Genomic DNA, 21,617 nt, shown 5'->3' with positions numbered 1-21,617 from the left:
GTACCGTCCGCGCCCTTTCGCGGGAACGACGCGAGGCGGGCCCCGGGTTCGAGAACCCGGGGCCCGCCTTGAACACCGCCGGCTACGGCGCCGTACTACCGTTCAACACCGCTCAGTTGTCGTCCTCGTCGATGAGGAACCCGCGCATCGGCGAGGGCGCCTGTCCCATCGGCGACGGTCCCTGCGGCCGCACCGGCGCCATCGGCTGGGTCATCGCCGGCGACATCTGCTGCTGACCGCCGTACGACGGTCCGGACGACGCGCCCGGCCCGCTGCCCATGGACTGGTTGCCGCCGTAGGACGGCGCGCTCGCACCGGCCGGGGCCATCGAGGGCGCCGGGGACGGCGGCAGCGAGGCCGCGGCGGGCGTCCGCGGCGGTGCCAGCGAGTCGTCGGCCTGGGTCTCCAGCTGACGCAGCTGGGACTCCAGGTAGGACTTCAGCCGCGTGCGGTACTCGCGCTCGAAACCGCGCAGATCCTCGACCTTGCGCTCCAGCGTGGCGCGGGCGGACTCCAGGGAGCCCATCGCGACGCGGTGCTTCTCCTGCGCGTCCCGCTCCAGGGCGTCGGCCTTGGCGCGGGCGTCCCGCTCCAGGCCCTCGGCACGCGAACGCGCCTCGCCGACGATCTTGTTGGCTTCGGAACGGGCCTCGGCGATCGCCTGGTCGGCGGTCTGCTGGGCCAGCGACAGAACGCGCGCGGCGCTGTCGCCACCAGGGCCGCCCTGGCCGGGCATGCCGGGGCCGCCGGGACCCTGCGGGCCGCCCATGGGGCCGCCCATCGGGCCGGGACCCATCTGGCCCTGCATCGGACCCGGGCCCTGACCCATCGGCCCCGGACCCTGGCCCATCGGACCGGGACCCTGCGGGCCGCCCTGACCGCCGGGACCGGCGGGCAGCTGCGGGGCGCCGCTCGGCAGCTGGGGCGGACCGCCCATGGGGCCACCCATCTGCTGCTGCGGCGGGCCCGATATGCCAGCGGGCACCGGAGCGCCCGGACCGCGCATGCCCTGCTGGGGCATCCCGCCCTGCTGCGGCATTCCACCCTGCTGCGGCATTCCACCCTGCTGGGGCATCCCGCCCTGCTGGTGCATGCCTCCGCCGCCACCGCCCTGCTGCCCGTCCTGCGGCTGCTCGGGGGGCTTGCGCATGTTCTGCTGGTTCTGCGCGGCCGCGCGCGTGGCCGCGGCCAGCTTGGCGCGCAGGTCCTCGTTCTCGCGGAGCAGACGGGTCAGCTCGGCTTCGACCTCGTCGAGGAAGGCATCGACCTCGTCCTCGTCATAGCCTTCTCGGAGGCGGACGGTCGTGAACTGCTTGTTCCGCACGTCCTCGGGGGTCAACGGCATCTCTTCACCTCAACGTAGTCGTCGGCATTCGGCAAGCCCGTATCTCTCTCATCGCTCACAGCCGGCTCACGATCGAGATCAGGATGTAGACGATGATCATCAGTACGAAGAAGGACAGGTCGAGCGCCACGCCCCCGAGACGCAGCGGCGGAATGAACCGCCGCAGAAGCTTCAGCGGTGGATCGGTGACAGTGTAGGTGGCCTCCAGTACGACCACCATCGCCTTGCCGGGTTGCCACGAGCGGGCGAACTGGAAGACGTAGTCCATGACCAACCGGAAGATCAGCACGATGAGGAAGCACATCAGCGCGATGTAGACGACATCCAGGACCACGCTCACGACCCTTGCTTCCCTCTCCCCTGACCCGACTCACCGGTGTTACGTCTCAGCTCTGGTTGAAGAACCCGCCCTCTGCGATGCGGGCCTTGTCCTCCGCCGTGACATCGACGTTAGCAGGAGACAGCAGGAACACCTTCTGCGTCACCCGCTCGATACTGCCGTGAAGACCGAAGACCAGACCAGCGGCAAAGTCGACAAGTCGCTTCGCGTCCGTGTCGTCCATCTCCGTGAGATTCATGATCACCGGAGTGCCCTCACGGAAGTGTTCCCCGATGGTACGGGCTTCGTTGTAGGTCCGTGGGTGAAGCGTGGTGATCCGGTAGGGCTCTCGTTCGGAGACGACCTTGGGCATGATGACCGGTGCGCTCTTTTCCAGGCTCGCGCGTTCTTGTGTGATGGATGCCACGGGCGCGATCCGGGCGGGTCGCCCGGATTCCGCGGGTGGCGAAGCAGGCCGGGCCACCGGTTCGCGGGGCGCGGGCGGCTGTACGACTCGTACCTCTTCGTCCCTTTGTGACTGATGCGAACCATGCCCCTGATGCGCCGGTTCATGCCTGCGGTGATCCCGTTCGGGTTCCGGGTCGAGTTCAGGTTCGAAGTCGTCGTCGGGGTCGAAACCCCGGCCGTCGTACCCATCGTCCTCCACGAGGCCGAGGTAGACCGCCATCTTGCGCATCGCGCCGGCCATGCTCTGAGTCCTCCGCTCTGTGGTGGATCGGCTGACGACTGCCAACTGCCCGCGATCCACGAGGTCGTTGTTTCCACCTTTCGGCGGTAATGACCATATTTTCTGCTGTGGTCCGACTTCTTGGCGACGTTACCCGAGCCTGGGACGGACACCGAGTACCGCGGTGCCGACGCGCACATGTGTCGCTCCGGCCGCCACGGCCTGTTCGAGGTCCGCGCTCATCCCTGCCGAGACCATGTTCGCAGCCGGATGGGCGCGGCGCAGGCCGGTCGCCACATCCACGAGACGCTCGAACACGGCCTGTTGACGCCCCGCGTACTCCCCGGTCAGGGGGGCCACCGTCATCAGCCCGTCGAACCGGAGCCCGGGCGACGAGGCGACGAGGCCGGCCAGTTCCTCGATCCGGTCGGGTGCCACGCCGCCCCGCTCGCCCCGACCGTGCGCCCCCGCGTCGAAGGCGACCTGGACGAGGCAGCCGAGCTCGCGCCCGGCCCGTACCGCTTCCTTGGACAGGGCGGTGACGAGCCGGGAGCGGTCGACGGACTGCACGAGATCCGCGTAACCGACCACGGATCGTACCTTGTTGGTCTGCAGCTGGCCTACGAAGTGCCAGGTGAGCGGCAGATCCGCGCACGCGGCGGCCTTGGGCGCCGCGTCCTGGTCCCGGTTCTCGGCGACGTGCCGCACCCCCAGCTCCGCCAGGGCGCGCACATCGCTCGCCGGATAGGTCTTGGTGACCACGATCAGGGTCACCTCCTCGCGGGCCCGGCCGGCGGCGGCGCACGCGGCGGCGATGCGCTCCTCCACCTTCGCCAGATTGGCGGCGAGTTCGTCCTTACGTTCCGTCATGCCCCATCAGTCCAGCCAGACATAGCCGGCGAGCCGCCCGGTGGTGCGGTCGCGCCGGTACGAGAAGTGGTCCTTCGACTCCAGCGTGCACACCGGCGAACGCGCCCGGTCGCGCACCCCGAGCCGTTCGAGCTGGGCGTGCACCCCAGCGGCCACGTCGACCGCCGGCGTGCCCCAGCTCGTCACGGCGTACGCCGCCGGTTCGACGGCGGCCACCTCGGCGCGCATCGTCTCGGGCACCTCGTAGCACCGGCCGCAGACGGAGGGGCCGGTGCGGGCGACGATCCGGGCGGGGTCGGCACCGAGTCCGGTCATGGCGCGTACGGCGGCGGGGACGACCCCCGCGACCATGCCGGGCCGGCCGGCGTGGGCGGCGGCGACGACCCCCGCGACGGGGTCGGCGAGCAGGACGGGTACGCAGTCGGCGGTGAGCACGGCGAGGGCGAGCCCCCGCTCGGCGGTGACGATCGCGTCGGTCTCCGGTGCCGGCCGGGCGCCCCGGGGCGCGTCGACCACCTCGACGTCCGCCCCGTGCACCTGGTTCATCCAGACCACCCGGTCCGCGTCCAGGCCCAGTGCCCCGGCCGCCCTCTCCCGGTTGGTCCGCACGGCGTCGGGGTCGTCACCGACCGCGCCGCCGAGGTTGAGCTCCTCGTACGGAACGGCGCTCACCCCGCCCCACCGGTCGGTGAAGGCGAAGTGCGCGCCGCTCGCGGTGTCGCGCTGTCCTGTCACTTCAAGAAGTCCGGCACGTCCAGTTCCTCGGCCGCGCTGTCCGAGTAGGTCCGGGACGGCGGGACCGGCGGCGGGGCGACCGGCGGCAGGTCGCTGACCGGCTCCGGCGCGACCGGTTCCGGCTCCTCCTTCGGCTTGACGCTGCCGAGCGAGCCGAAGGACGGGCGGCTCTCGGGCTGCCGGACCGGCGGGGCGGGCTGCTCCTCGCGCTTGGCGGAGGACGAGCCGAGGACGTTGTCCCGCTTGGCGGGCGGCTGGCCCCCGTCGAAGCCGGCCGCGATGACCGTGACCCGGACCTCGTCGCCGAGGGCGTCGTCGATGACGGCGCCGAAGATGATGTTGGCCTCGGGGTGGGCGGCCTCGCTGACCAGCTGGGCGGCCTCGTTGATCTCGAACAGGCCGAGGTCGGAACCACCGGAGATGGAGAGCAGCACGCCCCGGGCGCCGTCGATGGACGCCTCCAGGAGCGGCGAGGAGATCGCCATCTCGGCGGCGGCCACCGCGCGGTCGTCGCCGCGGGCCGAGCCGATGCCCATCAGGGCCGAACCGGCCTCGGACATGACCGACTTGACGTCGGCGAAGTCCAGGTTGATCAGACCGGGCGTGGTGATGAGGTCGGTGATGCCCTGCACACCGGAGAGCAGCACCTGGTCGGCGGACTTGAACGCGTCCAGCACGCTGACCTGGCGGTCCGAGATGGACAGCAGCCGGTCGTTGGGGATGACGATGAGGGTGTCGACCTCTTCGCGCAGTTCGGCGATGCCGTCCTCGGCCTGGTTGGCCCGGCGCCGTCCCTCGAAGGTGAACGGGCGGGTGACCACGCCGATGGTGAGGGCACCCAGCGAGCGGGCGATGTTCGCCACCACGGGCGCGCCGCCGGTGCCGGTGCCACCGCCCTCGCCGGCTGTCACGAAGACCATGTCGGCCCCCTTGAGGACCTCCTCGATCTCCTCGCGGTGATCCTCGGCGGCCTTGCGGCCGACGGCCGGGTTGGCTCCGGCGCCGAGTCCGCGGGTGAGTTCGCGGCCGACGTCCAGCTTGACGTCGGCGTCGCTCATCAACAGAGCTTGCGCGTCGGTGTTGATGGCGATGAACTCGACGCCCTTGAGACCGACCTCGATCATCCGGTTGATGGCATTGACACCACCGCCGCCGACACCGATGACTTTGATGACTGCGAGGTAGTTCTGCGGTGCTGCCACGTCGAAGGCCTCTCGCCTCGAGTTACGTGTCGTCGAGCCGCTGGAGCACTGCTGCCCCGCGACCCGACGACTGATGCCGAATGGGACGGTCCGTAGCGCCGACCCGAACCCTGACCCTGAAGTTTAGGGTTACCAGTATGTCTGTTCCCTGGAGTCTTCCGAACAGGACACTAAGTCGACAAGCGGCGTGCGTTCAACGAACACGCCGAACCTCCCGTTTTTCTTTTCACCCTATGTGATCAGCCATAGCGCTGCCCAACCAGGGTGCTGGCCTGCGTCGATGCCCGTCAACTCCCTGAGGATGCCGGGGCGGTGGGAGCACTTACGTCGAAGTGCCGCGCACCGGGCGCGGCTTTCATCAGCGCGGTGAGCGCGCGCGCCTTGTCAGCGCCCTTTTCACCGCTCCCCCACGCGACGGTCCGCCCGCCGGTCAACTCCAGCGAGATGTCGTCGAAGGAACCCGCCTTGACCAGCCGGGTGTCGCGCGCGACCGGGTCCGGCAGGCGGCCGACGACCCGGACCGCCTCCCGCACCAGCCGGTCCTCGCCGAAGCGGCGAAGACTCGCGGCGGACGACCCCGAACGGGAGACCGCCAATTCCAGCAGGGGAACACCCTTGGGCGCGCGGGAAATCGTGGCGAATCGGACGCCGTCGTCGTCCACTTCCACATACTTGCCGCCGTTTTGCACCAACAGAACCGGGGTGCGCTCTGTCACTTTTAGGTCGATTCCGTCAGGCCAGGAACGGTCCGCCTCAATCACGTCAATTCGGGGCAATTTCTCTGCCAAACGGGCTTCGATGGCCTCGATGTCGACGGAAATGAGCGGATCCCCGACCGGGACGTCGGCGATCTCGCGCACCTGCCCGGGGGTCAGGACCCCGGTCCCGGAGACCGAGACCTCCGCCACCCGGAACCAGGAGGACCCGTAGAGCAGCCAGCCGGCCGCCCCGCCCAGTGTCACGAGGAGGACGGCCAGGATGACGACCGTACGGAGACGGGGGCGCCTGAAGCGCCGGACGCGGGGCGGGCCGGACGGCTCCCGCCGGTCCACGCCGCGTTCTGCGGTGGTCGCTCCGGCCACGCTTCCTGCCCTCCGTCGGATGCGGCTAGTGCTGTGCGCGGTGGGCGCTGATCGCCTCGTACACCATGCCGACGAGCAGGTCGTCGGCGTCCCGGCGGCCGAACTCGGCGGCGGCACGGGACATCTCGTACAGCCGGTGCGGGTCGGCGAGCACGGGCAGCACGTTCTGCTGGACCCACTCGGGGGTGAGTTCCGCGTCGTCGACCAGCAGCCCGCCGCCGGCCTTGACCACCGGCTGGGCGTTGAGCCGCTGTTCGCCGTTGCCGATGGGCAGCGGGACGTAGGCGGCCGGGAGCCCGACGGCGGAGAGTTCGGCGACGGTCATCGCGCCCGCGCGGCAGAGCATCATGTCGGCCGCGGCGTACGCGAGGTCCATCCGGTCCAGATAACTTACCGGGATGTACGGCGGCATACCCGGCATCTGGTGCACCTGCGGCAGTTCGTTCTTCGGGCCGACCGCGTGCAGGATCTGGATGCCGGCCTGCTGGAGCCAGGGCGCGACCTGCTGGACCACCTCGTTGAGGCGGCGGGCGCCCTGTGAACCGCCGGAGACCAGCAGCGTCGGCAGGTTGGGGTCGAGCCCGAACAGGGCGCGGGCCTCGGGGCGGGCGGCGGCCCGGTCCAGGGTGGCCACCGAGCGGCGCAGCGGGATGCCGATGTAGCGGGAGTTGCGCAGCTTGCTGTCCGGGGTGGAGACGGCGACCTGGGCGGCGTACCGGGAGCCGATCTTGTTGGCCAGGCCGGGGCGGGCGTTGGCCTCGTGGACGACGATCGGCACGCCGAGGCGCTTGGCCGCGAGGTAGCCGGGCAGGGCGACGTAGCCGCCGAAGCCGACCACCGCGTCGGCCTTGGTGCGCTCCAGGATCTGCTCGGTCGCCTTGATGGTGCCGCGCAGCCGGCCCGGGACGGTGATCAGCTCGGGGGTGGGCTTGCGCGGCAGCGGTACGGCCGGGATCAGCGCCAGTTCGTACCCGCGTTCGGGTACGAGACGGGTCTCCAGGCCGCGCTCCGTGCCCAGGGCCGTGATGCCCACGGTCGGGTCCTGCCTGCGCAGGGCGTCCGCGAGGGCGAGCGCGGGCTCGATGTGGCCCGCGGTTCCTCCGCCGGCGAGTACGACATGCACCGAAATTCACCGCTCTCCGGACGAGCGTGCCGCCGAGGCACGCCGTCGCATCGTGTTCCAACTCCGGGGCCTCCGCTTGGACCCGGTGCCCCCGGTCCCCCGCTTTCTACCAAAGCGAGGTTGCCGCATCGCAAGCGCCGCCCGCGCAGCGGGCTCGTCACGCGCGAAGGCGATCAGCAGCCCGATGGCGAACATGGTCGGCAGCAGCGCGGAACCCCCGTAGGAGAACAGCGGGAGCGGGACGCCGGCGATCGGCAGCAGTCCCAGGACCGCGCCGATGTTGATCACGGCCTGGGCCGTGATCCAGGTGGTCACGCCTCCCGCGGCATACCTGACGAAGGGGTCCTCCGTGCGTCCGGCCACGCGGATACCCGCATAGCCTAGAGCCGCGAAGAGGGCGAGCACCGACAGTGTCCCCGCCAGGCCCAGTTCCTCACCGGTGACGGCGAAGATGAAGTCGGTGTGCGCTTCGGGGAGTTGACCCCATTTCTCCACGCTGGCACCGAGTCCGGAACCGAACAGTCCGCCGGAGGCCAGGGCGTAGATGCCGTGCACGGCCTGCCAGCAGGCCCCTTCCGGGGTCATCTCGGTGGCGCCGATGCAGGCGAAGCGGTCGAGCCGGTTGGGGTTGGTCTGGATGAGGATCACACCGAGCAGCCCGGCGACCGAGAGCACGCCCGCGAACATCCGGGTGGGCGCCCCCGCCAGCCACAGCAGCCCGAAGGCGATGGCGGTCAGGATGATCGCGGTGCCCATGTCGCCCCCGAGCATGATCAGCCCGAGGAGGAGGAAGGCGACCGGCACCAGCGGCACCAGCATGTGCTTCCACTGGGTCAGCAGCCGCTTGTCCTGTTTGCGGGCGAGCAGGTCGGCGCCCCACAGCACCAGGGCGAGCTTGCCGAACTCGCTGGGCTGGAGCTGGAAGGGGCCGCCGACGGAGATCCAGTTCTGGTTGCCGTTGACCGACATCCCCACCCCCGGCACCTGCACCAACGCCATCAGGAAGACCGCGCCCGCCAGGATCGGGTAGGCCAGCGCCCGGTGCAGCTTGACCGGCATCCGCATGGCGGCGAACAGCAGCGCGGTGCCGATCGCCGCCGCCAGGAACTGCTTGCGGAAGAAGTACGAGCCCGGCAGCGAGAGCTGGAGCGCGGTGATCTGGGAGGCCGAGTAGACCATCACCAGACCGAGCACGGTGATCAGCGCGCTGCCGCCCGCGATCAGGTAGTAGGCGGTCAGCGGCCGGTCCCAGGCCCGTTGCAGCCGGCTGTACAGGCGCAGGAACGGGTTCTCGGGCGTCGTGCGCCGGGGGGCGGGCCGTCCGGCGGTCCGCTGTGCGGGCGGCCGTCCGGTACGGCTGCCGGGACTAACGGGCATCGCAGCCTCCGCTGTACGTCGGCCTGGACCGTCCCACGTGTCCCTCCCGTGGTCACCCGGCGCGGCAGGCCGGGTCAGGCGCCGAGTTCGCGAACGGCCTGTGCGAACGCGTCACCGCGCTTGTTGTAGTTGGTGAACATGTCCATGGAAGCGCAGGCCGGGGCCAGCAGCACCGTGTCGCCCGGCCGGGCGAGCCGCCGCGCCTCCCGGACGGCCGCGAGCATCGCCCCAGTGTCGGTCCGGTCGAGGTCGACGACCGGGACCTGGGGGGCGTGTCGCGCGAGAGCTTCGCGGATCAGCGCGCGGTCGGCGCCGATCAGCACCACGCCGCGCAGCCGCTTCGCCGCCCCCGTGACCAGTTCGTCGAAGGTGGCGCCCTTGGCCAGCCCGCCGGCGATCCACACGACCGACTCGTACGCCGCCAAGGACGCCTCGGCGGCATGGGTGTTGGTCGCCTTGGAGTCGTCCACGTAGGCCACCTGGTCCACGTCGGCGACGTGCGCGATGCGGTGGGCGTCCGGGGTGAAGGCGCGCAGCCCGTCCCGGACGGCCGCCGCGGGCACCCCGTAGGCGCGGGCGAGGGCGGCGGCGGCCAGCGCGTTGGCGATGTTGTGCGGGGCCGGCGGGTTCACGTCGGTGACCTCGGCCAGTTCCTGGGCGTTCTTCTGCCGGTCCGCCACGAAGGCGCGGTCCACCAGGATGCCGTCGACGACGCCGAGCTGGGAGGGCGCCGGGGTGCCCAGGGTGAAGCCGACGGCCCGGCAGCCCTCCTCGACGTCGGCCTCGCGGACCAGGTCCTCGGTGGCCTTGTCTGCGGCGTTGTAGACGCAGGCGATCCGGTTGCCCTCGTAGACGCGGCCCTTGTCGGCGGCGTACGCCGCCATGGAGCCGTGCCAGTCGAGGTGGTCGGGGGCGAGGTTGAGGACGGCGGCCGAGTGGGCGCGCAGCGAGGGCGCCCAGTGGAGCTGGTAGCTGGACAGCTCCACGGCCAGGACGTCGTACTCCTCCTCACCGGTGACCGCCTCCAGCAGGGAGACGCCGATGTTGCCGACTGCGGCGGTGCGCAGGCCCGCCGCCGTCAGGATCGAGGCGAGCATCCGGACGGTGGTGGTCTTGCCGTTGGTGCCGGTGACCGCGAGCCACGGGGCGGCGTTCTCGCCCCGCAGCCGCCAGGCCAGTTCGACGTCGCCCCAGACCGGGACGCCGGCCGCCTCGGCCGCCGCGAACAGCGGCTTGGCGGGCTTCCAGCCGGGGGCGGTGACGATCAGGTCGGTGCCCTCGGGCAGGGAGTCGCCGTCGCCGAGGCGCACGGTGACGCCGAGCGCCTCCAGTTCGGCCGCCTGCGCCCGCGCGCGCTCGTCCGCGCCGTCGTTGACGACGGTGACGCGCGCGCCGAGGCCGTGCAGGACCTTGGCCGCCGGTACTCCGGAGACGCCGAGTCCGGCGACGGTGACGTGCTTGCCCTGAAAGTCCGAGAACACCGAGTCGGTCACTTGTCCGCTGCCCATCCCGCGTAGAAGAGGCCCAGTCCGACCATCACACAGATGCCCTGGATGATCCAGAAACGGACCACGACCAGGACCTCGGACCAGCCCTTGAGTTCGAAGTGGTGCTGCAGCGGCGCCATCCGGAAGACCCGCTTGCCGGTCATCTTGAACGAGCCGACCTGGATGACCACCGACATGGTGATCAGGACGAACAGGCCGCCGAGGATGGCCATCAGCAGTTCGGTGCGGGAACAGATCGCCAGCCCCGCCAGCACACCGCCGAGCGCGAGCGAACCGGTGTCGCCCATGAAGATCTTGGCCGGCGAGGTGTTCCACCACAGGAAGCCCAGGCAGGCGCCCATCAGCGCGGAGGCCACCACCGCCAGGTCGAGCGGGTCGCGCACCTCGTAGCAGGCGCCCGGGTTGGTCAGCGTCGTGGCGTTGGCGCAGGACTCCTGGAACTGCCAGACGCCGATGAACGTGTAGGCGCCGAAGACCAGGACGGAGGCGCCGGTGGCCAGACCGTCCAGACCGTCGGTCAGGTTCACGCCGTTGGACATCGCCAGGATCATGAACAGCGCCCAGACCACGAACAGCACCGGGCCGATGGTCCAGCCGAAGTCGCTGATGAACGACAGCTTGGTGGAGGCCGGGGTGTTGCCGCGGTTGTCCGCGAACTGCAGCGAGAGCACCGCGAAGGCGATGCCGACGATCAGCTGGCCGGCCATCTTCGCCTTGGCCCGCAGACCCAGCGAACGCCGCTTGACGATCTTGATGTAGTCGTCCAGGAAGCCGACCAGGCCCATGCCGACCATCAGGCCGAGCACCAGCAGGCCCGAGAAGGTCGGCGCCGCGTCCGCCTGCGGGTCCAGGTAGCTGGTGATGACCTTGGCCAGGAAGTACGCGGCGACCGTCGCCAGGATGAAGGCGATACCGCCCATCGTCGGCGTACCGCGCTTGCTGGCGTGCTCGCGCGGACCGTCGTCACGGATGTACTGGCCGTAGCCCTTGCGGGCGAGGAGCTTGATCAGCAACGGGGTGCCGACCAGTGTCAGGAAGAGACCGATGACTCCCGCGAACAGGATCTGCTTCATCATCGGGCAGCGACCTCACCCTCGGCGCCGGCCTCCAGGAGCGCCGTGGCGACCCTCTCCAGACCCACCGAACGGGACGCCTTCACGAGCACGACGTCCCCCGGGCGCAACTCGCTGCGCAACAGGTCGATCGCCGCCTGTGCGTCGGACACGTGCACCGACTCCTCACCCCACGAACCCTCGTTGTATGCGCCCAGTTGCAGCCAGCGGGCTTCCCTGCCCCCGACCGCGACGAGCTTGCTGACGTTGAGCCGGACGGCGAGCCGTCCGACCGCGTCGTGCTCGGCGAGCGCCTCGTCCCCGAGCTCGGCCATCTTGCCGAGCACCGCCCACGTACGGCCCCCCTTCGCCTGTGCGGCTTTGCCCATCGCGACCAGCGCGCGCAGCGCGGCCTTCATGGACTCGGGGTTCGCGTTGTAGGCGTCGTTGACGACCGTCACGCCGTCCGGGCGCTCGGTGACCTCCATCCGCCAGCGGGAGAGGGAGCCCGCCTCGGAGAGCGCGGTGGCGATCTCGTCTGCGGACATGCCCAGCTCGTGGGCGACGGCGGCCGCGGCGAGCGCGTTCGACACGTGATGCTCACCGTACAGGCGCATCGTCACATCGCTTGCACCGGAGGGTGTGTGAAGCCTGAACGCGGGCTGTCCGGTGTCCGTTAGTCGCACGTTCTCGGCGCGAACGTCCGCTTCGCCGGACTCTCCGAAAAGGATCACCTTCGCCTTCGTTCGGGCGGCCATGGCCCGTACGTAGGGGTCGTCGGCGTTGAGGACCGCGGCGCCGTCCTCCGGAAGCGACTCCACGAGTTCGCCCTTGGCCTGCGCGATCTGCTCCCGGCCGCCGAACTCGCCGATGTGCGCGGAACCGACGTTGAGGACGAGGCCGATCTTCGGCGGGGTCAGGCCGGTGAGGTACCGGATGTGGCCGATGCCGCGGGCACCCATCTCCAGGACGAGGAAACGGGTCTCCTCGGTGGCGGTCAGGGCGGTCAGCGGCAGCCCGATCTCGTTGTTGAACGAGCCCGGCGTGAACACCGTCGGCGCCTTGCGCCCGATCACCTGCGCGATGAGGTCCTTGGTGCTGGTCTTGCCCGCCGAGCCGGTGAGCGCCACCAGGGTGGCCCCCAGGCGCCGTACGACGTGGCGGGCGAGGGCGCCGAGGGCGGCCTGGACGTCGTCCACGACGATCGCGGGCACGCCGACGGGCCGGGAGCCGAGCACGGCCACCGCTCCCGCCTCCACGACCGCCGGCGCGAAGTCGTGGCCGTCCGCTCGTTCGCCGACGAAGGCGACGAAGAGGCTGCCGGGTCCCGCCTCGCGGGAGTCCCGGACGACCGGTCCGGTGACCTCGGCCGACGGATCCGGTATGTCGTGCATCTGCCCGCCGACGACTTCTGTGATCTCGGCGAGAGAGAGGGCGATCACAAGTACATCCCCTGGATCATGCGGGATTTCATCCCTGGGTCTTCTGGATGGCCTGGGTCTGCTGGGGGGCCTGGGGCTGCCGGGAGGCCTGGGGCTGCCGGAGGGGCTGGTCCTCCCGGGCGGCCCGGTCCCGCCGGAGGGCCTGGTTCTCCTGGATGGCCGCGCGAAGCACCTGCCGGTCGTCGAAGGGACGCACCACCCCGGCGATGTCCTGCCCCTGCTCGTGGCCCTTGCCCGCGACCAGCACCGTGTCGCCGGGCTCGGCCCGGGCGACGGCGGCGGCGACGGCGGCGGCCCGGTCCTCGAAGACCTGCACCTCGCCGCGCTCGTGGGCGGGCACCGAGGCGGCGCCCTGGAGCATGGTGGCGAGGATCGCGAGCGGGTCCTCGGAGCGGGGGTTGTCGGAGGTCAGTACGGCAGTGTCGGCGTGCCGGGCGGCGGCGGCGCCCATCGGCATCCGCTTGGTGGTGTCCCGGTCGCCGCCGCAGCCGAGGACGACGTGCAGCCTGCCCTCGGTGACCTTGCGCAGCGCCTTGAGGACCGACTCGACCGCGTCGGTCTTGTGCGCGTAGTCGACCACCGCGAGGTACGGCTGCCCGGCGTCCACCCGCTCCAGGCGGCCCGGCACCCCCGGCACCGCCGCGACCCCGTCGGCCGCGTCCTGGGGGTCGAGGCCGGCGACGGCGAGCGCGACGATCGCGGCGAGGGTGTTGGCCACGTTGAACGGGCCGGCCAGCGGCGAGCGGGCGGTGATCCGCTCCCCCTGGGGGCCGACCGCGGTGAACGTCGAGTCCAGCGGCCCGACCTTCACCTCCTCGGCCCGCCAGTCGGCGTCGGGGTGCCCCTCGGCCGAGTAGGTGACGACCGGGACGGTGGCCTCGCGGGCGAGGCGGCGGCCGTACTCGTCGTCGGCGTTGACCACGCCCAGCCGGCTGCGCTCCGGGGTGAAGAGCCGCGCCTTGGCCTGGAAGTAGTCCTCCATGTCCCGGTGGAACTCCATGTGCTCCGGGCTGAGGTTGGTGAAGACGGCGACGTCGAAGACGCAGCCGTCGACCCGGCCGAGCACCAGGGCGTGGCTGGAGACCTCCATGGCGACCGCCTCGGTGCCGCGCTCGCGCATCACCGCGAAGAGCGCCTGGAGGTCGGTGGCCTCGGGGGTGGTCCGCTCGGACTTGATGCGCTCGTCGCCGATGCGCATCTCGACCGTGCCGATCAGGCCGGTGGAGCGCGCCGTGCGCAGGCCGCCCTCGACCAGGTAGGCGGTGGTGGTCTTGCCGGAGGTGCCGGTGATGCCGATCTGGAGCAGGTCGCGGCCGGGCCGGCCGTAGATCGTCGCGGCCAGCTCGCCCATCTCCGCGCGCGGGTCCTCGACCACCAGCACCGGCAGTCCGGTGGCGGCGGCGCGCCCGGCACCGGCCGGGTCGGTCAGCACGGCGGCGGCGCCCAGGCCGGCGGCCTGGGCGGCGAAGTCGGCGCCGTGGGCACGGGCGCCGGGCAGGGCGGCGTACAGGTCACCGGGGCGGACGGCACGCGAGTCGTGGGTGATGCCCGTGACCGCGGCGTCGCCCTCCGGGGCGGTGACACCCAGCTGGCCGGCGAGTTCCGCGAGGGGTGTGGCGGGGACTCGCACCGGCCGGGGCGGTCCCGGGTAGGTCACGGGGTGGCCCTTCTGGGTGGTTTGGGACTGATCAGGCTGTGGCACGGCGGTGAGCGTACCGGGCGCACCCGCCTGCCCGCGAAGTGAGGGGCGGGGGCGGTTCTGGTTCCCGGGATCGGGGGTGATCGTTGTCACGGGGTGGTTCCTGGTGGCTCGGTACTGCGTCGGAAACGGGTCAGGGTGTGAAGGTGACCGGGAGGTTCGCGGGGTCGGTGCCGGTCGGCGGGACCTGGAGGGTCTTCAGGGCGAACTCCATGACCTGCTTGTAGACGGGGCCGCAGATCTGGCCGCCGAAGTAGCTGCCCTCGGTGGCGTTCTGGATGGCGCAGTAGACGGTGACCCGGGGCTCGTCGGCGGGCGCGAACCCGGCGAAGGACGAGGTGTACCCCTTGTACTGGCCGGTGGCCGGATCCACTCGGTTGGCCGTACCGGTCTTGCCCGCCACCCGGTAGCCGGGGATGCGGGCCTTGGTGCCGGTGCCCTCCTCGTCGTCGACGACCGACTCCAGCATCTGTGACAGGGTCTTCGCGGTCTTCTCACTGATCACCCGCGTCTTCTTCGGCTTCTCGGCGGGTGTGTACCCGCCCTCGGCGTCCTTCGTCCCCTTCACCAGCGTCGGTTCGATCCGTACGCCGCCGTTGGCGATCGTGGAGTAGACGGAGGCCGCCTGGAGCGCGTTGACGGACACGCCCTGGCCGAAAGGGATCGTGTACTGCTGCGAGGTGGACCACTGGCCGGGCTCGGCGAGGATGCCCTTGGTCTCGCCGGGGAAGCCGAGGCCGCTGTAGCCGCCGAGGCCGAACTTGCGCAGGTAGGAGTAGAGGACCCGGTTGGCCTCCTCCTGGGTCTCGCCGAGTTCGCCGGTGGCCAGGATGGTGCCGATGTTGCTGGACTTGGCGAGCACGCCGTTGAGCGTGAGGTACCAGGTGGGGTGGTCGATGTCGTCCTTGAAGAGCCGGTCCCCGCGGTGCAGCCGGTTGGGGACGGTGACGTGGGTGCCGGCGGTGGCGACGCCCTCCTCCAGCACGGCGGCCATCGACATCACCTTGGCGGTGGAGCCGGGCTCGAAGGCGTCCTGGAGGGCGCCGTTGCCGAGCGCGTCGGGGTCGGCGTGGGCCAGGTCGCCCGGGTCGAAGCCGGGCGAGTTGGCCATGGCGAGGATCTCGCCGGTGCGGGTGTCCTGGACGATGACGTAGCCGCCGTCGGCCTTGGACTCCTCCACCTGCTCGGTGATGGCGTCCTGCGCCGCCCACTGGATGTCGCGGTCTATGGTCAGCTCGACGTCGCTGCCGGGCACGGCGGGCGTCTCGTTGTGGCCGACGGTGGGGACCTGGTGGCCGCCGGACTGGGCGTAGCGGATCTCGCCGTCCTGGCCGGCCAGCACCTTGTCGAGCTGGCGTTCGAGGCCGCCGCTGCCCTCGCCCTCGGAGTTGACCCAGCCGATCACCCCGGCGGCGAGGTCGCCGTTGGGGTAGATCCGCTTGCTGCTGGGGTCGGCGAAGACGCCGGCGAGGACGTTGACGGCGGAGCCGTCCGTCTCCGCCTTCTTGGCCAGGGCGGTCTTCAGGTCCTGGATCTGGTTCCACTCCTGCGGGGTGCGGGCGCGGGCCAGGCGGACGTAGCGCAACTGCTTGTTGTCCGGGCGCAGGGCCTTCGCCAGCTCGTCCTGGTCCTCGCCGAGGATCGGGGCGAGCAGGGCCGCCGCCTGCTCGGGCCCGTCGTCGACCCCGAGCTGCTCACGGGTGAACATCGTGGGGTCGGCGGTGATGTCGTAGGCGTCCACGGTGGTCGCCAGGGCCACGCCGTTGCGGTCGGTGATGCCGCCGCGCGCGGCGGCCAGGGTGTGGACGACGTACCGGTTCAGCTCGGCCTTGGCGGTGTACGTGCCGGCGTCGACGGCCTGCACCTGGAGCAGGCGTACGACGAAGGCGATCAGCACCAGGGCCAGGGCGAACCCGACCAGGCGCAGCCGGGGACGGGGGCTGCCGAGCCGGATGGTCCGCGGGGCGGGGCCGCGGGGCGGGGCCGGGCGGCGGGCCGGACGGGCGCCGGGGCCGGTCTGCCGCGTGCCGCCGGGGCGGGCGGGCCGGGCGGGGCCTGGTACCCGGCGGCGCGTCGGTCGCCTGCCGAAGTCGTCGGGCACTTCCGTCACCTGCCGGGGGTCGGGGTCGTCGGGGTGGGCTGGGTGAACGCCTCGGGGGCGAGGACCAGGGGCGTCGCCCCCGAGGCGGGGCTCGGGGAGCCCTTGACCGTGCCGTCGGGGGCGAGGAAGGCCGGGTCGCCGCCGGGCACCATGCCCAGCTCACGGGCCCGGCGCTGGAGGGCCTGGGGCGCGGAGTAGGCGTCGACGTCCCGCTGGAGGGCCTGCTCCTCGTCGGTGAGCTCCTTGGTCTGCTGCTCCAGGTCGTCGAGCTGGAACGACCCCTCGCTCAGCGCGGAGTTCAGCATCAGCAGCCCGATGAGGCCGCCGCCGAGGAGGAGGACGACCAGGACGACGAACGGCGTGCGCGCGGCCTGCCCTCCCCCGCCGCCGTCCGGGAGGAGCCGGGTGAGCCGGGCGGCCCTGCCCCTCAGTTCCGGTGCGCCTTTCACAGCCCCTCCCCTCCCCGGCCCGGGCCGCGCCCGCACCGTCCCCGCCGCTCGGCCCTGACCCGGTTCACTCGGTGGACTCCCTGATCCGCTCCGCGCCGCGCAGCCGCGCCGGGGCCGCCCGCCGGTTCTCGGCGATCTCCTCCTCGGTGGGAAGTTCGGCACCGCGGGTGAGCAGCTTGAGCCGGGGCGCGTACCGCTCGGGGACCACCGGCAGCCCCGGCGGGGCCGTGTTGGCCGCGCCCGCCGCCAGGACCTGCTTGACCAGCCGGTCCTCCAGCGAGTGGTACGACAGCACGGCGATCCGTCCGCCGACGGCGAGGGCCTCCACGGCGGCCGGGATCGCCCGCTCCAGGACCGACAGCTCGCCGTTGACCTCGATGCGCAGCGCCTGGAAGGTGCGCTTGGCCGGGTTGCCGCCGGTGCGCTTGGCGGCCTGCGGCAGCGCGTCGCGGATCAGCTCCACGAGCCGGGCGCTGTTGGTGAACGGCTCCTTCTCCCGTTCCCGGACGATCGCGGAGACGATCCGCTTGGCCTGCTTCTCCTCGCCGTAGGCGCGCAGGATGCGGACGAGTTCGCCCGGCGGGTAGGTGTTGAGGACCTCGGCGGCGCTCATCCCGGTGGTCTGGTCCATGCGCATGTCCAGCGGGGCGTCCTGCGCGTAGGCGAAGCCGCGGCCGGCCTCGTCGAGCTGCATGGAGGAGACGCCGAGGTCGAACAGGACACCCTGGACGCGGGGGACGCCGAGCCGGTCGAGCACGTCGGGCAGCTCGTCGTAGACGGCGTGCACCAGGGTGACGCGCTCGCCGTGGGGGGCGAGCCGCTCGCCGGACAGGCGCAGGGCCTCCTTGTCGCGGTCCAGGGCGACGAGCCGGACCCCGGGGAAGCGCTCCAGCAGGGCCTCGCTGTGCCCGCCGAGGCCGAGGGTGCAGTCGACGACCACCGCCCCCGGTTCCGCCAGGGCGGGCGCCAGCAGGTCCAGGCACCGCTGGAGCATCACCGGGACGTGTCGACTCTGGCTCAAGGGGGGTCGGCCTCTCGGATCCGGCGCGGCGTCACGCACCGCCGGGTCCCCGTCCGCTCCCGGCGGGGCGGGGGACCCCCGGTGCCGGGGGGGCCGGCCGGCGCCGGAAGCGTCAGCCGGCCGGGAGCGGGAGGGGGCCGAGCCGTACGTACGCGCCGCGCACGTGGGGAGAACGGGCACCGCGCGCCCAGGTCTCCGGGGTTTCAGTCCAGCGGGGAGAGCCTCGCCTCCCGCTTCGCGCCACTTTAGTCCACCCTGTCTCCCGGTCAATCAACGGGCCTGCGCGTCGCGGGCCCGGGGGCGGAGGAAGCGGGAAACAGGGACACTTCACCCGTACGGAGGTGAGGTCACCACTCCTGTGGGTTAACTCACACCAAAGCTCCCTGGTGTTCTTTGTCCCTCTTCACAGCGGGCCGGGCGGGCGGGTGACCAGTAACGTCAGGGATATGACGACTTCTGCATCCGTTCCCGCAGGTTCCGACGCCGCTCCCGGCACCGTCACCGACCGTCTCGTCGAGGCGAACGCGCGCTACGCCGCCGACTTCACCGATCCCGGGATGGACGCCCGTCCCGTCCTGCGCGTGGCGGTCGTGGCCTGCATGGACGCCCGGCTCGACCTGCACGCCGCGCTCGGGCTGAACCTCGGCGACTGCCACACCATCCGCAACGCGGGCGGTGTGGTCACCGACGACGTGATCCGCTCCCTGACCGTCAGCCAGCGCAAGCTGGGCACCCGCAGCGTGGTCCTCATCCACCACACCGGCTGCGGCATGGAGACCCTCACCGAGGAATTCCGCACCGAGCTGGAGACGGAGGTCGGCCAGCGCCCGGTCTGGGCGGTGGAGTCGTTCCGGGACGTCGACCAGGACGTGCGGCAGTCGATCCAGCGGGTGCGCACCTCCCCGTTCCTGGCGCACACCGACGACGTACGCGGTTTTGTATTCGACGTGCGGACCGGTCGGCTGCGGGAGATCGACCCCGCCTGACCCGGCCCCTCCCCGGCGACAGCGAACCGACAGGACGCCCGAAGGACCACAAGGTCAGACATATCGCGGGCAGTTGTCCACAGGCGAGTGACACGAATCGGTAACGGCAGCAAGAATGCGGGGAGCGGTGCCGCGCGGGGCCCCTTCCGCGGGGTGTCCGTGGTCCGGGGGCTCCTACGGGGGCAAGGGGAAAGGCCGAGGAGGACCGGGTGACCACCTATGACGACCGAGCGAGTCTCACTGACCTGACCGCTGTGGTCGAGCGGGTGCGCGAGTCGGTGGAGAGCGTGATCGAGGGCAAGCCCGAGGTCGTCCGGCTCTCCCTGACCGTGCTGCTCGCCGAGGGACATCTGCTGATCGAGGACGTCCCGGGGGTCGGCAAGACCATGCTGGCCAAGGCGCTGGCCCGGTCCGTCGACTGCTCGGTGCGGCGCATCCAGTTCACGCCCGACCTGCTGCCGTCCGACATCACCGGGGTGTCCATCTGGGACCAGCAGCGCCGGGACTTCGAGTTCAAGCCGGGCGCCATCTTCGCCCAGGTGGTGATCGGCGACGAGATCAACCGCGCCTCGCCCAAGACCCAGTCCGCGCTGCTGGAGTCGATGGAGGAGCGGCAGGTCACCATCGACGGCAGCACCTACGAACTGCCCGCCCCCTTCATGGTGGTGGCCACGCAGAACCCGGTGGAGATGGAGGGCACCTACCCGCTCCCCGAGGCCCAGCGCGACCGCTTCATGGCCCGGGTCTCCATCGGCTACCCCAGCGCCGAGGCCGAGTTGCGGATGCTCGACGTGCACGGCGGGCCGAACCCGCTGGACGACCTCCAGCCGGTGGCGCACGCGCACGAGATCCTGAAGCTGATCGAGGCGGTCCGCGGCGTCCACGTCGCCGAGCCGGTGCGGCGGTACGCCGTGGACCTGGTCGCCGCCACCCGCAGCCACCCCGACCTCAGACTCGGCGCCTCGCCGCGCGCCACCCTGCACCTGCTGCGCGCGGCGAAGGCGACCGCCGCCCTCGGCGGCCGGGAGTACGCGCTGCCGGACGACGTGCAGGCGCTCGCCGTCGCCGTGCTGGCGCACCGGCTGCTGCCCACCGCCCAGGCCCAGCTCAACCGCCGTACGTCCGAGCAGGTGGTGCGGGAGATCCTGCAGCGCACCCCGGTGCCCTCCGACGGCCGGGCGCCGAGCGGCTACGGACCGGCGTACGGCCGGCGTCCGCCGCGGAGCCTGTGATGACCGCCGGGGGGACGGACCGGGCGGAGGGCGAGCGGGGGGACGGGGGCGGCCTGCGGACCGCGCTGGCCGGTCTGACCACCCGCGGCCGTTCCTTCCTGGCCGCCGGCGTGGCCGCGGCGATCTGCGCGTACGTCCTCGGGCAGAGCGATCTGCTCCGGGTCGGGCTGCTCCTCGCGGTGCTGCCGCTGGTGTGCGCGACGGTGCTGTACCGCACGCGGTACCGGGTCGCGGGCAGCCGCCGCCTCTCCCCCACGCGCGTACCGGCCACCGGCGAGGCCCGGGTCCACCTGCGCGTGGAGAACGTCTCGCGGCTGCCCACCGGCCTGCTGATGCTCCAGGACCGCGTGCCCTACGTGCTCGGCCCCCGCCCCCGCTTCGTGCTCGACCGCGTCGAGGCGGGCGGCCACCGGGAGGTCTCCTACCGGGTCCGTTCCGACCTGCGCGGCCGCTACCCCCTGGGCCCGCTCCAGCTCCGCCTGACCGACCCGTTCGGCATGTGCGAGCTGACCCGGTCCTTCACGGCGCGGGAGACCCTCACCGTGACCCCGTGCGTGGAACCGCTGCCCCCGGTACGCCTGGGCGGTCAGGCCAAGGGGTACGGCGACGGGCGGCAGCGCTCACCGGCCCTGGCGGGCGAGGACGACGTGATCCCGCGCGGGTACCGCTACGGCGACGACCTGCGCCGCGTGCACTGGCGCTCCACCGCCCGCTACGGCGAGCTGATGGTGCGCCGCGAGGAACAGCCGCAGCGGGCCCGCTGCACGGTCCTGCTGGACACCCGGGGCGTCGCCTACGAGGGGGCCGGGCCCGACTCGGCCTTCGAGTGGGCGGTGTCGGGCGCGGCGTCGGTCCTGGTGCACATGGTGGAACGGGGCTTCTCCGTGCGGCTGCTGACGGACACCGGCCGTTCGGTGCCGGGCGAGGGCGCCGACGGTCCAGCGGGCGTCACCCAGGAGACGGCGGACGCGGCCGGGCTGATGATGGACACCCTCGCGGTGATCGACCACTCCGACGAAACGGGCCTGTCCCGGGCCTACGACCTGCTGCGCGGCGGCAACGAGGGGCTGCTGGTGGCGTTCTTCGGCGACCTGGACGAGGAGCAGGCGGCGGTCGCCGCCAAGATGGGCCGGCGCGGCGGGGCCCTCGCCTTCGTCCTGGACAGCGACGCCTGGCTGCGGGAGCCGGCGGACGCCCCCGGCCCCTCGGGCCACCACGAGGAGCGGCTGCGGATGCTGCGCGAGTCCGGCTGGACGGCCGTGAGTGTGGAACGCGGGGCGTCGCTGGAGGAACGGTGGCGCCGGGCGGAACAGGAACGCTCCGGCCTCACGCCGGCGAGCGGCGGGGAGGGCTTGTGAGGAACGGGCGGACGCGGGTCGCGCCGGT

The 21,617-nt window shown here is 71.9% G+C and carries 19 protein-coding genes; 3 read left to right on the top strand and 16 right to left on the bottom strand.

The features are described from left to right. Positions 1–112: 112 nt before the first annotated feature. The 16 genes from ACY1JF_RS24105 to rsmH form a co-directional block, all read right to left on the bottom strand. Positions 113–1,345: a DivIVA domain-containing protein gene (locus tag ACY1JF_RS24105; RefSeq protein WP_462707317.1), complete on the bottom strand. Its 1,233-nt coding sequence runs from the start codon at positions 1,343–1,345 to the stop codon at positions 113–115. Positions 1,346–1,400: 55 nt separating this feature from the next. Next, positions 1,401–1,685, bottom strand: a complete 285-nt coding sequence (locus ACY1JF_RS24100; RefSeq protein WP_007448661.1) for a YggT family protein — start codon at positions 1,683–1,685, stop codon at positions 1,401–1,403. Between the two features lie 46 nt (positions 1,686–1,731). Then, a complete protein-coding gene (locus tag ACY1JF_RS24095) occupies positions 1,732–2,373 on the bottom strand; it encodes a cell division protein SepF (protein ID WP_462707316.1) in 642 nt (213 codons plus the stop codon). A 129-nt stretch (positions 2,374–2,502) separates the two neighbouring features. Then, entirely contained in the window at positions 2,503–3,222 is a 720-nt protein-coding gene (locus ACY1JF_RS24090; protein WP_462707315.1) for a YggS family pyridoxal phosphate-dependent enzyme, read from the bottom strand. Between the two features lie 6 nt (positions 3,223–3,228). Further along, positions 3,229–3,957, bottom strand: a complete 729-nt coding sequence (gene pgeF, locus ACY1JF_RS24085) for a peptidoglycan editing factor PgeF (protein WP_462707314.1) — start codon at positions 3,955–3,957, stop codon at positions 3,229–3,231. Further along, positions 3,954–5,159 carry a cell division protein FtsZ gene (gene ftsZ / locus ACY1JF_RS24080; RefSeq protein WP_462707313.1) on the bottom strand — a complete coding sequence of 402 codons (1,206 nt, stop codon included), beginning with the start codon at positions 5,157–5,159 and terminating at the stop codon, positions 3,954–3,956. The genes pgeF and ftsZ overlap by 4 nt, the downstream gene beginning before the upstream one ends. A 287-nt stretch (positions 5,160–5,446) precedes the next feature. Then, positions 5,447–6,241, bottom strand: a complete 795-nt coding sequence (locus ACY1JF_RS24075; protein WP_462707312.1) for a cell division protein FtsQ/DivIB — start codon at positions 6,239–6,241, stop codon at positions 5,447–5,449. Between the two features lie 25 nt (positions 6,242–6,266). Then, positions 6,267–7,364 (bottom strand): undecaprenyldiphospho-muramoylpentapeptide beta-N-acetylglucosaminyltransferase, encoded by a 1,098-nt coding sequence (gene murG, locus ACY1JF_RS24070; protein WP_462707311.1) that lies wholly within the window; start codon positions 7,362–7,364, stop codon positions 6,267–6,269. 6 nt (positions 7,365–7,370) lie between these two features. Further along, positions 7,371–8,741, bottom strand: coding sequence for a putative lipid II flippase FtsW (ftsW, locus tag ACY1JF_RS24065; protein WP_462707310.1), 1,371 nt, complete (start codon positions 8,739–8,741; stop codon positions 7,371–7,373). Positions 8,742–8,815: 74 nt separating this feature from the next. Then, positions 8,816–10,222, bottom strand: a complete 1,407-nt coding sequence (murD, locus tag ACY1JF_RS24060) for a UDP-N-acetylmuramoyl-L-alanine--D-glutamate ligase (RefSeq protein WP_462707368.1) — start codon at positions 10,220–10,222, stop codon at positions 8,816–8,818. An 8-nt stretch (positions 10,223–10,230) separates the two neighbouring features. Next, positions 10,231–11,322: a phospho-N-acetylmuramoyl-pentapeptide-transferase gene (gene mraY / locus ACY1JF_RS24055; protein WP_462707367.1), complete on the bottom strand. Its 1,092-nt coding sequence runs from the start codon at positions 11,320–11,322 to the stop codon at positions 10,231–10,233. Then, complete coding sequence (locus tag ACY1JF_RS24050) at positions 11,322–12,743, bottom strand: UDP-N-acetylmuramoyl-tripeptide--D-alanyl-D-alanine ligase (protein WP_462707309.1); 1,422 nt, start codon at positions 12,741–12,743, stop codon at positions 11,322–11,324. The genes mraY and ACY1JF_RS24050 overlap by 1 nt, the downstream gene beginning before the upstream one ends. A 28-nt stretch (positions 12,744–12,771) precedes the next feature. Next, entirely contained in the window at positions 12,772–14,400 is a 1,629-nt protein-coding gene (locus ACY1JF_RS24045) for a UDP-N-acetylmuramoyl-L-alanyl-D-glutamate--2,6-diaminopimelate ligase (RefSeq protein ID WP_462707366.1), read from the bottom strand. Positions 14,401–14,575: 175 nt separating this feature from the next. After that, positions 14,576–16,552: a peptidoglycan D,D-transpeptidase FtsI family protein gene (locus tag ACY1JF_RS24040; RefSeq protein ID WP_462707308.1), complete on the bottom strand. Its 1,977-nt coding sequence runs from the start codon at positions 16,550–16,552 to the stop codon at positions 14,576–14,578. Then, a complete protein-coding gene (gene ftsL, locus ACY1JF_RS24035; protein WP_462707307.1) occupies positions 16,549–16,992 on the bottom strand; it encodes a cell division protein FtsL in 444 nt (147 codons plus the stop codon). Before ftsL ends, ACY1JF_RS24040 begins: the two co-directional genes overlap by 4 nt. A gap of 64 nt (positions 16,993–17,056) precedes the next feature. Further along, the gene (gene rsmH, locus ACY1JF_RS24030; RefSeq protein ID WP_462707306.1) at positions 17,057–18,013 is read right to left on the bottom strand and encodes a 16S rRNA (cytosine(1402)-N(4))-methyltransferase RsmH; all 957 of its coding nucleotides are present in this window, start codon (positions 18,011–18,013) and stop codon (positions 17,057–17,059) included. Positions 18,014–18,459: 446 nt separating this feature from the next. On the opposite strand from rsmH, the gene ACY1JF_RS24025 reads away from it, so the two are divergent. From ACY1JF_RS24025 to ACY1JF_RS24015, 3 genes are all read left to right on the top strand, one after another. Next, entirely contained in the window at positions 18,460–18,999 is a 540-nt protein-coding gene (locus tag ACY1JF_RS24025) for a beta-class carbonic anhydrase (RefSeq protein ID WP_462707305.1), read from the top strand. 209 nt (positions 19,000–19,208) lie between these two features. Then, complete coding sequence (locus ACY1JF_RS24020) at positions 19,209–20,231, top strand: AAA family ATPase (RefSeq protein WP_462707304.1); 1,023 nt, start codon at positions 19,209–19,211, stop codon at positions 20,229–20,231. Then, entirely contained in the window at positions 20,231–21,589 is a 1,359-nt protein-coding gene (locus tag ACY1JF_RS24015) for a DUF58 domain-containing protein (protein WP_462707303.1), read from the top strand. The genes ACY1JF_RS24020 and ACY1JF_RS24015 overlap by 1 nt, the downstream gene beginning before the upstream one ends. Positions 21,590–21,617 lie beyond the last annotated feature (28 nt).

It is taken from the genome of Streptomyces sp. SYSU D01066-1, from assembly GCF_054956795.1.
This window is presented reverse-complemented; position numbering and strand designations above follow the sequence as displayed.